The sequence below is a fragment of the Veillonella sp. genome, assembly GCF_032470285.1.
Lineage (GTDB): Bacteria > Bacillota > Negativicutes > Veillonellales > Veillonellaceae > Veillonella.
Window position 1 is genome coordinate 65,457 of record NZ_JAWEKP010000007.1, and the last position, 14,343, is coordinate 79,799.

General features: G+C 38.9%; 10 protein-coding genes. 8 read left to right on the forward strand and 2 right to left on the reverse strand.

Annotated elements, in window-relative coordinates; all coding sequences use genetic code 11:
* Window positions 1–96 precede the first annotated feature (96 nt).
* Both E7B10_RS08650 and E7B10_RS08655 read left to right on the forward strand, forming a co-directional pair.
* Window positions 97–1,713 (forward strand): class I SAM-dependent methyltransferase, encoded by a 1,617-nt coding sequence (locus E7B10_RS08650; RefSeq protein WP_287511277.1) that lies wholly within the window; start codon window positions 97–99, stop codon window positions 1,711–1,713.
* Between the two features lie 360 nt (window positions 1,714–2,073).
* Window positions 2,074–3,102 carry a YafY family protein gene (locus E7B10_RS08655; RefSeq protein WP_012864707.1) on the forward strand — a complete coding sequence of 343 codons (1,029 nt, stop codon included), beginning with the start codon at window positions 2,074–2,076 and terminating at the stop codon, window positions 3,100–3,102.
* 46 nt (window positions 3,103–3,148) lie between these two features.
* Here E7B10_RS08655 and putP read toward each other — a convergent pair whose 3' ends face one another.
* Window positions 3,149–4,636 (reverse strand): sodium/proline symporter PutP, encoded by a 1,488-nt coding sequence (gene putP, locus E7B10_RS08660; RefSeq protein ID WP_024061612.1) that lies wholly within the window; start codon window positions 4,634–4,636, stop codon window positions 3,149–3,151.
* 317 nt (window positions 4,637–4,953) lie between these two features.
* On the opposite strand from putP, the gene recQ reads away from it, so the two are divergent.
* The 5 genes from recQ to E7B10_RS08685 all read left to right on the forward strand — a co-directional run bounded on the left by recQ (window position 4,954) and on the right by E7B10_RS08685 (window position 12,443).
* Window positions 4,954–6,822: a DNA helicase RecQ gene (gene recQ / locus E7B10_RS08665; protein WP_287511274.1), complete on the forward strand. Its 1,869-nt coding sequence runs from the start codon at window positions 4,954–4,956 to the stop codon at window positions 6,820–6,822.
* Window positions 6,823–6,970: 148 nt separating this feature from the next.
* Window positions 6,971–7,762, forward strand: coding sequence for a thymidylate synthase (locus E7B10_RS08670; protein WP_004695305.1), 792 nt, complete (start codon window positions 6,971–6,973; stop codon window positions 7,760–7,762).
* A 131-nt stretch (window positions 7,763–7,893) separates the two neighbouring features.
* Window positions 7,894–8,388: a dihydrofolate reductase gene (locus E7B10_RS08675; RefSeq protein ID WP_004695308.1), complete on the forward strand. Its 495-nt coding sequence runs from the start codon at window positions 7,894–7,896 to the stop codon at window positions 8,386–8,388.
* A complete protein-coding gene (locus tag E7B10_RS08680) occupies window positions 8,385–10,697 on the forward strand; it encodes a Tex family protein (protein WP_038149993.1) in 2,313 nt (770 codons plus the stop codon). The genes E7B10_RS08675 and E7B10_RS08680 overlap by 4 nt, the downstream gene beginning before the upstream one ends.
* 261 nt (window positions 10,698–10,958) lie before the next feature.
* Window positions 10,959–12,443: an aldehyde dehydrogenase family protein gene (locus tag E7B10_RS08685; RefSeq protein ID WP_287501277.1), complete on the forward strand. Its 1,485-nt coding sequence runs from the start codon at window positions 10,959–10,961 to the stop codon at window positions 12,441–12,443.
* Between the two features lie 62 nt (window positions 12,444–12,505).
* On the opposite strand, the gene E7B10_RS08690 is transcribed toward E7B10_RS08685, so the two are convergent.
* Window positions 12,506–13,081 (reverse strand): hypothetical protein, encoded by a 576-nt coding sequence (locus tag E7B10_RS08690; RefSeq protein ID WP_004695314.1) that lies wholly within the window; start codon window positions 13,079–13,081, stop codon window positions 12,506–12,508.
* A 512-nt stretch (window positions 13,082–13,593) separates the two neighbouring features.
* Here E7B10_RS08690 and E7B10_RS08695 point away from each other — a divergent pair.
* Window positions 13,594–14,334: a hypothetical protein gene (locus E7B10_RS08695; RefSeq protein ID WP_287511270.1), complete on the forward strand. Its 741-nt coding sequence runs from the start codon at window positions 13,594–13,596 to the stop codon at window positions 14,332–14,334.
* The last annotated feature ends 9 nt before the right edge of the window (window positions 14,335–14,343 follow it).

The following is a 14,343-nucleotide window of genomic DNA, read 5'->3' on the forward strand; positions in this document are numbered from 1 at the left end:
GTAATATACTAGGAATTTGGTATAATGATAAGGAGTCATGCATAATTTTAGCAATACATATTTGGGATAATTCTAATATTAAATATAGAGGTACATATGGCTAAGGATAATACACAAATGACAACGGAAGACATGCAACAAACGATATATAAAGAGTTAGGCTATAAATCCTATCCATTTCCTTTTACGACGCCGGCCTATTTAGAAGCGTATGGTGCTCTTGTAGGGCTAAATACTCCACCTGCGAAGACAGCTCGCGTTCTTGAACTAGGTGCTACTTATGGCGGTAATATTATTTCTCAAGCCGTATTTAATCCAGAGGCGACCTTTGTAGGGATTGAGCTTTCACAAGACCAAGTAGAGAAGGGCAATCAAATCATCAGTGATGCCAAACTAGATAATGTATCCTTGATACAAGGAAACATCTTGAATTTTGAGGAATCGATGGGGACCTTCGATTACATTATTGCCCATGGATTCTACTCTTGGATTAGTGATGAAATGAAAAATAAATTGCTCAATATTATTTCTAGTCATTTGGCTGATAATGGCATTGCCTATGTGTCGTACAATACGTATCCAGGCTGGCATACTATGGAAGAGGTTCGTCAGCTTATGCTATTTGCTAATCGTGATCAAGATAATTTGACTCATAAGGAAAAGGTATTGCGCGGGAAGACCGTAGGCAGTCTTGTAGGTGCTCAGATTCTTAACTATGATAATCTTAAAGAACGAAATAGTAAATTCCTAGGTGCATTGCGCTCTATTATGCAAAAGGATGACTATTATGTAGGTCATGACCATTTAGAACCTCATAATGATCCATGCTATTTTTATCAATTCAATGATCATTTGAAAGCGCATGATCTTGCGTATGTATGCGATGCAGACCTTACACTATCTATGGTTCGTACCTATGATGAAAGTATTGCAGATAAACTAGAGCAACTGGCACCTAATAGCCAAGCGGATCAAGAACAATATTTAGATTTTATATTAGATACGACATTCCGCAAGTCTATTATTTGTAAAGCTAGCGTTGCAAAAGATATCAATTTTGCTGTTGCAAATCCGGCTGAAGTGAATACAATTCCTGTTCGCACTATTGTAAATAGCTTTGTTTTCCAAATTCTCTTTGATGAGGAAGCACTGGAAATGTTTGAAAATGAGCTCGTAAGAGAGACGTTCCAAGCGCTTATCAAAGATGGTGGTACGTTCAATATGATCGAGGCTCTAGCTATTTTAAAAGCAGCCCATGAGGCAGCTCATGCATCTGATGATGAATTAGAACCTGCTGTATGTAGCTTGTATCGTGCGGTAGTAGAGCATATGGTACGTGGTGGCATTCGCTTCTATAAAACATTCCCTGTAAAAGAAGAGTATATGGAGGGCTTATCTTATATTCCTGCCCGTTTTACAAACTTTGTAAAAGCTATTGTTCATGGTGGCAGTGAATATATGTATGGAGCAGATATGTTCAATGATGCTATTGGTGATATTTCTGAAGAGGATTTATTATTTATGGAGTTGTTGAACAAACCAAAAGCGAAATCTACGGTAATTAAAAAGATTAAAGAGGCTCTCTTTAGTGCAGATCAGTCTCAAACTACAAAGCATCAAAATGCCATGGCTGAAGCTTTTTATAATGAATTAACAACGCGTATGGAACAATTAGGCTTTATTAGAAGTAAGAAAACAGGTAGTATTTCCTAAGTGATAGCTCCCTTTATTTGATTCTGTTGCTATGAGTCTGTATTATATTCTGCTGATTTTATAGCTAAAATAGAAACCCGTTACACTTATAACATATATATGTACTAAGTGTTAACGGGTTTTGTTTTATATAATTAAATTTACTTTTATTTTATATTTATTACTTTTAGTTATTTTATATTGCTGAAAAAGTATAGTAAATCGATAATTTTAATGAGGAAAAAATGAGCCGTTCATGAAAATATGGTATAATGTGTATGGGTATTTTGTAAATATCATCCGATGTGTTGTGGATGATTCTATAAATTGTATTAGTTGATAAAGTTGTATTAATTGTATTATTTGTAAAAGGAGTCTTTTATGGCATCTAAGAAGGCAGTTCTAGTATATATACTAGAAATCCTGAAAGACGAAACAGATGCTAATCATACGTTATCTCAAGAGGAGATTCGCAGTATATTAGCCGAACGGTACGAGGTATCCGTCGATCGGAAAACCTTAGGCCGTCATTTAAATGATTTATATGAATCTGGAGATTTTAGTATTCAATGTGAAGAGTCTGCTGTGGGAGCAGATGGCACAATTCGACGTACTGATTTCTATATGATTCATACCTTTGAAGATTCTGAATTGCGATTATTGATTGATGGTATATTGGCATCTCGCCATATTACTGCATCTCAACGTAAAGATTTAATCGGGCGTGTTGCAAAATTGGGTAGCTCCTATTTTAAGCCTCATGGTATTGATATTGAAAGTAATACGGGGTACCTTCATAGAAGCCAAGATTTATTTCTTAATATTGATCTCATAGAAGAAGCAATACAAAAGGGTAGAAAAATTTCATTGGCCTATTGCCAACCAGATGTGGATAAGCGATTACATATTAATCTTGGCCCAGATCATAAGGAACGGAAGTATGTATTTAATCCATTCCAACTAGTAATGAATCGAGGACATTATTACCTGGTAGGAAATCACGAAAATTATGATGACATGTCTACATTACGCGTTGATCGAATTGCACATATTACGGTGCTAAATGAACGTAGAAAACCTTTGCGGGAGATAAAGGGATATCAACAACAACGCACCTTTAATGTGTCACAATACGTAAAGGAACATATTTATATGTTCGGTGGTGAATCTATTACTGTTACGTTTAAAGCTAGACGTTCCATCGTAAATCAAATTTTAGATTGGTTCGATGGCAATGTAGAGTTTACAAATATAACAGCTGATAATGTTGTATGTCGTGTACGTGTTAATCATGACGCCTTTAAATATTGGGCGCTCCAATATATGCAAAGTGTAAAAGTGCTTACTCCAGCTTCTTTAGTGACAGAGGTAAAAGCCGCAATTGAGGAAGGTTTACACCAATACTCATAAATAAAAGCTAGTTGATCGGTGAATCAACTAGCTTTTTTATGTTTTCTTATAGAACGTGCATTTTTTCTGCTTCTCTATAGTCTTTTAGAACCGGACGTGGAGGCAATTTACCCATGAGGCTTACAATATAGATTGCGATAGAAGAGAAGATGAAGCCTGGCACAATTTCATATAGGCCAAAGAATCCAAATTGTTTCCAAATGAGTACTGTTAAACCACCTACAACAATACCAGCGATACAGCCGTGACGCGTCATGCGCTTCCAGAACAAGGAGAACAAGATTGCTGGACCGAAGGCTGCACCGAAGCCTGCCCATGCATAGGCTACCATCGTCAAGATATAGCTGTCTGGATCCATAGCCATATAGATGGCAATCAATGCCACTAGAAGTACTACGATACGGCTTACTAATACAAGCTCTTTATCGCTTGCTTTTGGATGGATGATATTAGCATAGAAGTCATTAGAAATAGCAGAGGCTGTTACTAATAATTGAGCAGATGCGGTACTCATAATAGCGGCCAATACAGCGGACCAGATAAGGCCTGCTACAAATGGAGTAAAGAGCCGTTCAGTCATGATGAGGAATATTGTTTCCGCATCAGTGCCTACTAATTTATCTGGCAGCATGTAAACATGACCGATGAGACCTACTGCAATAGCTGCCATAAGGGATAAGATAACCCATACCATGGCGATATTCGTAGATTTCTTAAGCTCTTTCGCATCAGAGATAGCCATAAAGCGCACTAGGATGTGAGGTTGACCGAAGTAGCCAAGACCCCAACCAAGAGAAGAAATTAGGCCGATAGCCCAAGTAAACCAATCAGATGGATTACCAAACAAGCTAAGTCCTTGTGGAAACTCATGTTGGATGAGTTGGAATGTTTCAATAGGGCCACCCATGTACATGGCTGCTGTAATTGGTACTGCCAAGATGGCAAAGAACATTAATGCGCCTTGAATACAGTCTGTCCAAGATACGGCAAGGAATCCGCCAAGGAAGGTATAAAATACGACGATGCCAGCGGTGATAAAGAGGGATACGGTGTAATCAAGACCAAAGATGGTATTGAACAATTTGCCCCCTGCCACGAATCCTGATGATGTATAAATCAAGAAGAAAATCAAGATAAATAAGGCGGAAATGACAGCTACCGAATGGGATTGATCATGAAAACGATTCTTCAAATAATCCGGTAATGTTAAGCTATCACTGGCTACCTCAGTATGGTTACGTAAGCGTCTAGAAACGAATTTCCAGTTCGCCCATGTACCTAATGTGAGGCCTACGGCAATCCATACACCAGAAATCCCCGTAGTATACGCTAGACCAGGCACACCCATGAGCATCCAACCACTCATATCTGATGCCTCTGCACTGAGTGCTGTGATCCATGGTCCTAGTTGTCGGCCACCGAGGATGTAATCACCAATGCTGTTTGATTTGCGATAGTAGTAGACCCCGATATACATCATGAGTCCTAGGTATAAGGCAAAGGCGATAATAATCATTAAGTTGTCTTGTGTCATGCCTATATAAGACCTCCTTAGGTTCTAGTTATATTCTATAGTATAGTAAATAATTTTTATTGTACCACATATTAGTACTTTAGAGGGTAAAAAAATTGGTGATATTAATAAGATTCCTATACCAATTTAGCCCATATACTTTAGAGATACGCATTAGATTGTTGCTTATGAAATCATATACTAATGAGTCCCATACCGAACGAAATATGATAAAATAAAAGAATGTAAAAACGATATTTCGTATTGGGTATACGAAATATTGGTCAGTAGTCATCGAGATTAATATTTACATTTCTGGAACGTGAAAGGAGGACCTTATGGAACAACAAGTAGGCACTAAGCATGAAGTACCTAAACCGTATCAAGTTGTGACGAAACAACAAGCGTTGCGTATGTTAGAGACCTACTTTGGGTATACCTCCTTTAGACCGGCTCAAGAGGCTCCTATTGCATCCTTGTTGCGGAATGAAGATGTAATTGGAATCATGCCGACAGGGGCAGGGAAGTCTATCTGTTTCCAGATTCCTGCGCTTTGTAAGCCGGGCTTGACTATTGTGTTTTCTCCGCTTATTTCTCTTATGAAAGACCAAGTGGATGGTCTTTTAGTACAGAATATACCAGCGTCACTTATCAATAGTACGCTTACCCAAGCAGAGTTTAATAAAACCATGTACGAAGTACGCAGTGGCAAAATTAAACTCTTATATATTGCGCCAGAGCGGTTGAGCTCTAATTTTTTCTGTAATGTACTGCGAGCGTTACCGATTGCTCAAGTTATCGTGGATGAGGCTCACTGTATCTCTGAGTGGGGCCATGATTTTAGACCGTCTTATCGACTTATCGGAGAGTGGCTCAATTCATTACCAAAGAGACCTATCGTGGGGGCTTTTACGGCGACGGCGACGAAATATGTAGAAAATGATATAAAAAAATTATTAGGTCTAGATACGGCTAATGTATACGTGACGGGTTTTGATCGGCCTAATTTATCGTTCTCTGTTATCCGCACACCGAAGCGGATGGATTACGTTGTCCATTATGTGCGAGAGCACGCCAATGAAAATGGTATTATCTATTGTGCAACGCGCAAGGATGTAGATCGGGTTTATGAAAATTTAACCCGTGCGGGCATCAAAGCTGGCCATTACCACGGAGGACTCAACGACGAGGTGCGCCATGAAATGCAGAATGCCTATGCAGACGATAAATTACAGGTTATGGTGGCGACGAATGCCTTTGGTATGGGCATTGATAAAAGCAATGTACGCTATGTGCTACATTATCAAATGCCGCGTAATATGGAGTCCTATTATCAGGAGGCAGGACGAGCTGGCCGTGATGGGGCACCTGCTGAATGTATCTTGCTTTATAGTGGGCAGGATGTACAGGTTCATAAGTATTTAATTGAACAATCTATCGAAACGCCGGAACGACAAGATGTGGAGTTACGCAAATTGCAGTCCATGATTGATTACTGTTTCTGTAGTAATTGCTTGCGTAAATATATGCTTAATTACTTTGGTGAAAGCACCGTTTGGACTACTTGTGATAATTGTAGCTCTTGTAAGGGTTCTGCTGATAAGGTCAATGTTACGAAGGAAGCAAAAGCTATTTTTCGTGCCATCATGGGCACCGATGAGCGATATGGGGCATCAATGATAACCTCTATCGTCCGTGGTGAGCGAACGGACCGGATTATGCGTGCTGGCCATGATGCATTGCTTGTCTTTGGCTTACTGAGCAATGTAGATGAAAAATCTATTAAAGGTCTTATTCAGCAGTTTGTAGCATCTGGCTACTTGCGCAGTTCAACGGGAAAATATCCTGTGTTATCCTTAACGGCTGGTGCCGAAGAAGTGTTAGCAGGTCGTAAAGAGGTAGAGGAAATCAGACAACATGTGTCTGTGCCTTCTCGCACTAGTAAGTCTGCTGCCTCTGTGGCACGAGGAAAATCCAGTCCTACATCGGGCGGTTTATTTGAACATTTGCGGCAACATCGCAAGCGCTTGGCTGAAGAAGCGGGCCTTAGACCGTATCTTATCTTCCCTGACACAGTACTCATAGATTTGGCAAATTTACGACCTACAACATTAGGTGAGTTTGGCAATGTTAAAGGCGTAGGGGAAGCAAAATTAAAAAAATATGGACTTACCTTTTTACAGGCCATTGCAGAATATAAGGGATAATAAATTTTGCTGTATATATGGTAGTACTGTATATTTTTTAGTATGATAGTACTATATATTTTAGTGAGATAGTACTATATATTTTAGTAAGATTATCAAGATATACGTTAGTATTTTTTGCTTATTATAAATAGATCTAGGGGGATAAATGAGCTTAGCAGATACACAATACCTCGGTATTATTGAAAATATTTTAGATCATGGCATTTATGGTCAAAATCGCACAGGCATTGCAACGTACAAATTGCCTCAACAAATCATGCAATTTGACTTGCAAGAGGAATTTCCAATTTTAACCACTAAATTTGTAGCTTTCAAAACAGCTGTAAAAGAATTATTGTGGATTTGGCAAATGCAGTCCAATGACGTGCGCAAATTGCAAGAAATGAATGTGCACGTATGGGATGAATGGATGCGTGAAGATGGTACTATTGGTAAAGCATACGGCTATCAAATTGCGAAGTACAAACAACTAGATAAGCTCATCAAAACGATTAAAGAAGATCCTGATAGCCGCCGAATGATTGTAACCCTTTGGAATATTGAAGATTTAGAGGATATGGCGTTGCAACCATGTGCGTATGAAACCTTATGGGATGTAGGGGATGGTTACTTGAACTGCATGCTCATCCAACGCAGTGGCGACATGGGGCTTGGCGTCCCATTTAACACGGCTCAATATGCGGCATTACAATGTATGATCGGTCAAGTAACCGGCCTAAAACCCGGTAAATTTACACATGTTATCAACAATGCCCATATCTATGAAAATCACGTAGATGCATTGCGTGAGCAATTAGCACGTCGCGATCAAGCATTGCCTGCTCCAAAAATTATCGTGAATCCTGAGGTAAAAGACTTCTATGACTTCACACCAGAGGACATTACCTTAGATGGATATGAACATTTAGGTAAATTATCCATGACTGTTGCTGTATAGCATTGTATTTATGACAATTGTTAAATAGCATAATATGTATGGCTATTGCTATATAGTATTGTGTTCATAGACATTGCTAAATAGTATAATTTATGACTGTTGCCATATAGTATTAACCGAAAGAGGGCAGTATGTTAGCATTAATCGTAGCCGTAGCACATAGTCGTGTAATCGGTAAAGATAATACCTTGATTTGGCATTTGCCAAATGATTTGAAATTCTTTAAGGAAAAAACAACAGGCCATGTTATCATCATGGGCCGTAAGACCTTTGAAAGCTTACCGTTCTTGTTGCCAAATCGTGAGCATTGGGTAATTACTCGTGATAAAGGCTTTGACGCACCGGAAGGTGTTAGAGTTTTCCATAGCCCTGAGGCGGCTGCTGAAGCAGCACGTGTTCTTGATGCGGCCTACGTTATTGGTGGCGCTCAAGTATACGAGGCTTTTCTACCTTACGTAGATACTATGTATATCACTGAAGTAGATCACGAATTTGACGGGGATGCGTTTTTCCCTGAGTTCTCTGAGGAGGCTTTCACCATTGAATCCGTAGTAGACGGCGCGGTGGATGAAAAGAACAAATATCCTCATCGTTTTGTAACCTATCGCAGAAAGGCAGCTAAATGAGTGAAAGAATGTTTGCCATCATCGGCAGTGAATTAAATGTTAAGCCAAAGCAGGTGCAAGCTGCCGTAGAATTATTGGACGAAGGCAATACGGTACCATTTATTGCTCGGTATCGTAAAGAAGTAACGGGAGAACTGCAGGATGAGCAGTTGCGCACCATTGAAGAACGTATTAAATATTTAAGAAACTTGGAAACACGTCGTCAAGAAATCATTGCCTCTATTACAGAACAAGAAAAGATGACCGACGAGTTAATGAAGTCCTTAGAGGCGGCAACAAAGCTTCAAGAATTAGAAGATCTCTATTTACCGTATCGTCCTAAGAAACGTACGCGCGCCATGATTGCTCGAGAACGGGGATTAGAGCCGTTGGCTGATATGATTATCAATGATACAGTTACCTCTGGGGAGCCGTTAGAGATCGCAAAAGAATACGTAACAGAAGAGGTCCCTACGCCAGAGGATGCGATTCAAGGTGCTTCTGATATCGTAGCGGAAATCGTCAGCGATAGTGCAGACTTCCGGGCCTACTTGCGTAAAAAGATGTGGAATGAAGGCTTTATTCAAGCTGAGTTGACTGGTGATGAAGAGGTACAACAACAGTTCTTGCAATACGCAGAATATGCTGAACCGGTTCGTCAAATGCCGTCTCACCGTATCTTGGCGGTAAATCGCGGTGAAAAATTAGGTGCTTTAAAACTAGCTCTAACTGTACCAGGTGATACCTATGTCGCTTACATGATTCAAAAGTTAGAGAAGAATCCGAAGTCTATCTTTGCAGACTATAAAGCAGCCGCCGTAGCCGATGCGTACAAACGTCTTATTTTCCCAGCTTTAGAGCGTGAAATTCGCAATGAGTTGACGGAAAATGCCGATGAGCAAGCTATCAAGGTGTTCGGTGTAAATCTTAAAAATCTATTGTTACAACCGCCATTGGCAGGGCATGTTATCATGGGCCTCGACCCAGGGTACCGCACCGGTTGTAAGATGGCGATTATCGATCAACAAGGCAATGTGCTCGATTACGGTGCTTACTACTTAACGAATAGTGAAAAGCTTCGCAAGGAAGCTCAAAAGGTATTGGCTGATAAAATCCGTAAGTTTAAGGTTACTCTTTTATCCATTGGTAATGGTACTGCATCCTACGAAACAGAGCAATTTGCTTCGACTATGATTGAAGAGGAAAAATTAGATTGTCACTATATCATCACTAATGAAGCGGGCGCATCTGTGTACTCAGCATCTAAATTAGCTATCGATGAGTTACCAGATTTAGACGTTACCATTCGCGGTGCCGTATCTATTGCACGCCGTGTACAAGATCCATTGGCTGAATCTGTTAAAATCGATCCTAAATCTATCGGCGTAGGTCAATATCAACATGACGTAAACCAAAAACAATTGACTCATACCTTAGACCAAGTGGTTGAAACTGTAGTAAATCACGTTGGGGTAGAGCTGAATACGGCATCCCCAGCTATCTTGCAACATGTTGCAGGCATTTCTAGTGCTGTGGCTAAGAATATTGTTGCTTATCGTCAAGAGAATGGTGTGTTTAAAAGCCGTAAGGAATTGCTAAAAGTGCCTCGTTTAGGCCCTGCAGCCTTTACACAATGTGCTGGTTTCTTGCGCTTACAACATGGTAAAAATCCACTGGATAATACATCCGTCCATCCAGAGTCTTATGAATTGGCAGAGCGCATCATTGGTGAGTTAGGCTTTACCTTAAAAGACTTACAAGATAAATCTCAATTAGAAGCATTGCAAGTAAAATTACCTCTTGTAGATGCTGACAAAATGGCTGCCAAGCTTGATGCGGGCGTGCCAACTGTTCGGGATATCTTAGCGGCTCTTGCTAAACCAGGTCGCGACCCTCGTGAAGATTTACCGGCTCCATTGACTAGGAAACACGTAGTGAGCCTTGAAGATATCAAGGTAGGTACCGTTGTAAAAGGTACTGTTCATAACGTAGTTGATTTCGGAGCTTTTGTAGACTTTGGGCTTAAAACGAATGGTCTATTACATCGCAGCGAGCTTTGCAATAGCCGTCAACATCCATCTGATGTACTTGCGGTAGGTGATATTATCGAAGCGCAAATTATTTCTGTTGATGTAAAACGCAATCGTATCGGTTTATCTGTAAAAGCATTGCAACCGGAAAAGTCGAAGAATAACGATAATAACCATAATAGAAATAACAACGGTCAGCGTCGAAATAATGATAACCGAAATAACAACCGTAATAATGGCGGACGTCAAAATGATAATCACAATAATGGCTCTCGTAATAATGGGAATCGTCGAAACTGATAATTTCTTAGAAGGCTAGTTAATCTATATTAATAGATTTTAAATGAAACTCATTCTTGACTAAAAGTCATTATACGAAAAACCGCACCCTCTATGGTTTTAGAGGGTGCGGTTTTTCTATATAACTAAAATCTATGCATATTAATGCAGAACAGATATATCGAAAATGGTATATCTAATTGAAAATTTTAGATATAAGGAGTATGATGTAATCACAGAGGGGAAATTCCTAAATCATATTCCTAAAGAGGAGGTAATGCAATGAGCTTGAACCTTAAAGAAAGATATGGACTTTTAATTAATAATGAATGGGTAAAGGCATCTGACGGTGCTGAATTCAATGTATATAACCCTGCTAATGGCGAACAACTCGCTATCTGTGCAGAGGCTACATATGGCGATGTTGATAAAGCTGTAGAGGCTGCAACAGAAGCTTTCAAAACGTGGAAAAACGTTTCTCAAGTAGAACGTGCTGACTATTTATTGAAAATTGCGGATGCTATCGATGCTCACAAAGAACATTTGGCACAAGTTGAAACATACGACAATGGTAAGCCAATCCGTGAAACATTGAACGTGGATATTCCACTTGGGGCGGACCATTTCCGTTACTTTGCAGGCGTGCTTCGTTCCGAAGAAGGCTCTGCACAAGTATTTGACGAAAATACATTGAGCCTTATCGTTCGTGAACCAATTGGGGTTGTAGGCCAGGTAGTACCTTGGAACTTCCCATTCCTAATGGCCGCTTGGAAATTGGCGCCAGCTCTTGCAGCAGGTTGTACAGTTGTAATCAAACCTTCTAGCCATACATCTCTTAGCCTTTTGGAACTAGGCGACATTTTGAAAGAAATCTTGCCTCCAGGCGTTGTAAATATCGTAACAGGTAAAGGTTCTAAATCCGGTCAATATATCCTTGATCATCCAGGCTTCAGCAAGTTAGCTTTCACAGGCTCTACAGAGGTAGGTCTAGATGTATATAAAGCAGCATCTGAACGTTTGATTCCTGCCACATTGGAATTAGGTGGCAAATCTGCGAATATCTTCTTTGAAGATGCAAACTGGAAACAAGCTCTTGATGGGGCAATGCTCGGCATCCTCTTCAACCAAGGCCAAGTATGTTGCGCAGGTTCCCGTATCTTCGTACAAGATACAATTTATGATAAATTTGTAGCTGAACTTTCCGCTTTATTTGATAAAGTAAAAGTTGGCTTACCTTGGGAAGAATCTACACAACTTGGTTCTTTGATTTACGAAGCACAAGTTAATAAAGTACTTAGCTATGTAGACCTTGCAAAAGAAGAAGGTGCTCGCATTGTAGCCGGTGGTGTGCGTGTTACTGATGGTGAACTTGGTAAAGGTTGCTTTGTAAGACCTACACTAATCGCAGATGCTACAAATGATATGCGCGTAGCTCGCGAAGAAATCTTCGGTCCTGTAGCCGTTGTCATCAAATTCCACAGCGAAGAAGAAGTTATAGAACAAGCAAATGACAGCTTATACGGCCTTGGCGGTGGCGTATTTACTCAAAACATCAACCGTGCTATCCGCGTAGCTCGCGGTATCCAAACAGGTCGTATGTGGGTAAATACATATAACTCTATCCCAGCTGGCGCACCATTCGGTGGTTACAAACAATCCGGTATCGGTCGTGAAACACACAAAGTTATCCTTGAGCATTACACTCAAATGAAAAATATCATCGTAAACTTGAGCGATAAACCATCTGGTTTCTACGATTTAGATTAATAACATATAAACTTCTCCGATGAACTATAACAAAGAGGCACCTCGAAAGAGGTGCCTCTTTATTAATATTGAGATAAACGGAATATTTTTCTATACGCCTCTGGTGCATTAGAACCATCAGAAGGTTTTATAATAACTCTAATATATATATCTTCTTTGAAGTCTGGATATGTTGTTGCATATTCTTTGCAGAATTGATCCATTCGATTGTAAAAATTTGTTACATCTTGGTTTTGTATGGCCGAATAGGGAATAGGCATTTCAATATACAAAGAAGATGTATCGTATGTAGCATAGGATAACTCCTCTTCTGTTATATAGTTTTTCATTAATGGGAATGCAGTTATTAACGGAATGTTGGTTATCAGTATTCGCTCCACTTGTGGTACAACAGGTGCAGAGGTATGCAAGGCTTCAGATATTTCAATGGGCATTTGTGGATATTTGTCAAAGGTGACTTGCCATCTATTGTTCCTATGAGACTCTACGTGATATGTTAGATTAGGATAATCCTCATTTATATATTGTTGTACCTCATCTTCACTATAATGTGAGAGAAGATGACAACCCGTTGTTAGTATGAGGGATAGTATAATCAGTGGAAATAATATAAATCGTTTTAGGGCAAAAGGTTTCATTGTATATTCCTTTTATACTACTTTAGAAAGTTTAGTAAATCGTAATTGCTTAACAGGCACGTTTAATTTATTGGCGGAATTTTGGAGTACATTTTGGAGTACACTGTTTTAATTATATTATATCTAAATTAAATGTTTACTCATATAGCTGATTAATACCACACAACTCTCAATAAACCATAATAAAGAAGCAGCCCGAAAGAGGCGCCTTTTTTGTACTTAACAATAGTCTATTATATGTAAAAGTATAGGGTATGTTATAATTGTAGTCACATGAAATCGTGTTATTTAGAGAGGGTTATTATGAATTTGAAGAGAGTAATTAAATGGATTGGATATATTGTTGCCATAATGGTAGTGCTTTATATCCTCATATTGGGAGTATTGATATATTTCTTGGCAAGTGGAGACTTTAAAATAGTCTGATTTATTTAAGTGACCTTCAAGAGAGTGGATTATATTATGGCAATGAAAACCGTAAGATTGCTGATAATGTAGTTGCTGTTCATGAGGTGGATAATAAACTTTATTATATAACTTTAGACGGTATTGGTATTTTTGATGAAAATGTAAGTTTGTTAGATGCTTGGAATAAAGATATTAATAAATATAACACTTTCATTCCTCGGATAGATGCTAAAGAAACGCAATTTAATGTGAGTCTTGATGAGTTATATCCTAATATTTCTAGTCTTGATGAAAGTGATAGAGATATATGGAATGAAATCTTTTTTGATAGTGAGAAACGATATACAGGTCCACACGCTGGATATACTATAAAGCTACCTTTCTATGTATCATATAGAAAGGAAGATATGGTTAAGCATAATGATATAGTAGATCTTTCTACAGGAACTATTATTGGTAAGTATGGTAGTGAGCATATTTATAGAAACAACGCTTATTATAATTTTGAATTCAGAAAATTGACTAAAATTGATTTTTCTCAGAAAACTATATATAGCTATTATTCTGATAGTCTTGATATCGGTCGGTTTAGCAAGAATAATGCAGATGATGAGAGATATGAATCTTATGCACGAAATGAGCTAAATAAAGTAAGAACGAAAGACATAGAGGTATTAACTAATTTACTAAATCAACGATTCATCGTGTTTAATTCCTTTAACGAGTTTTCTGATTTTGATAAAATTACCTTTGAAGCATTAACCATTGATGCAATTAAAAATCGGAAGGCATTGCAGTTAGGGCCGTTAGAAAACCAGACACTTCGTCAGTATTTGAGTCGGTAACCATATAGT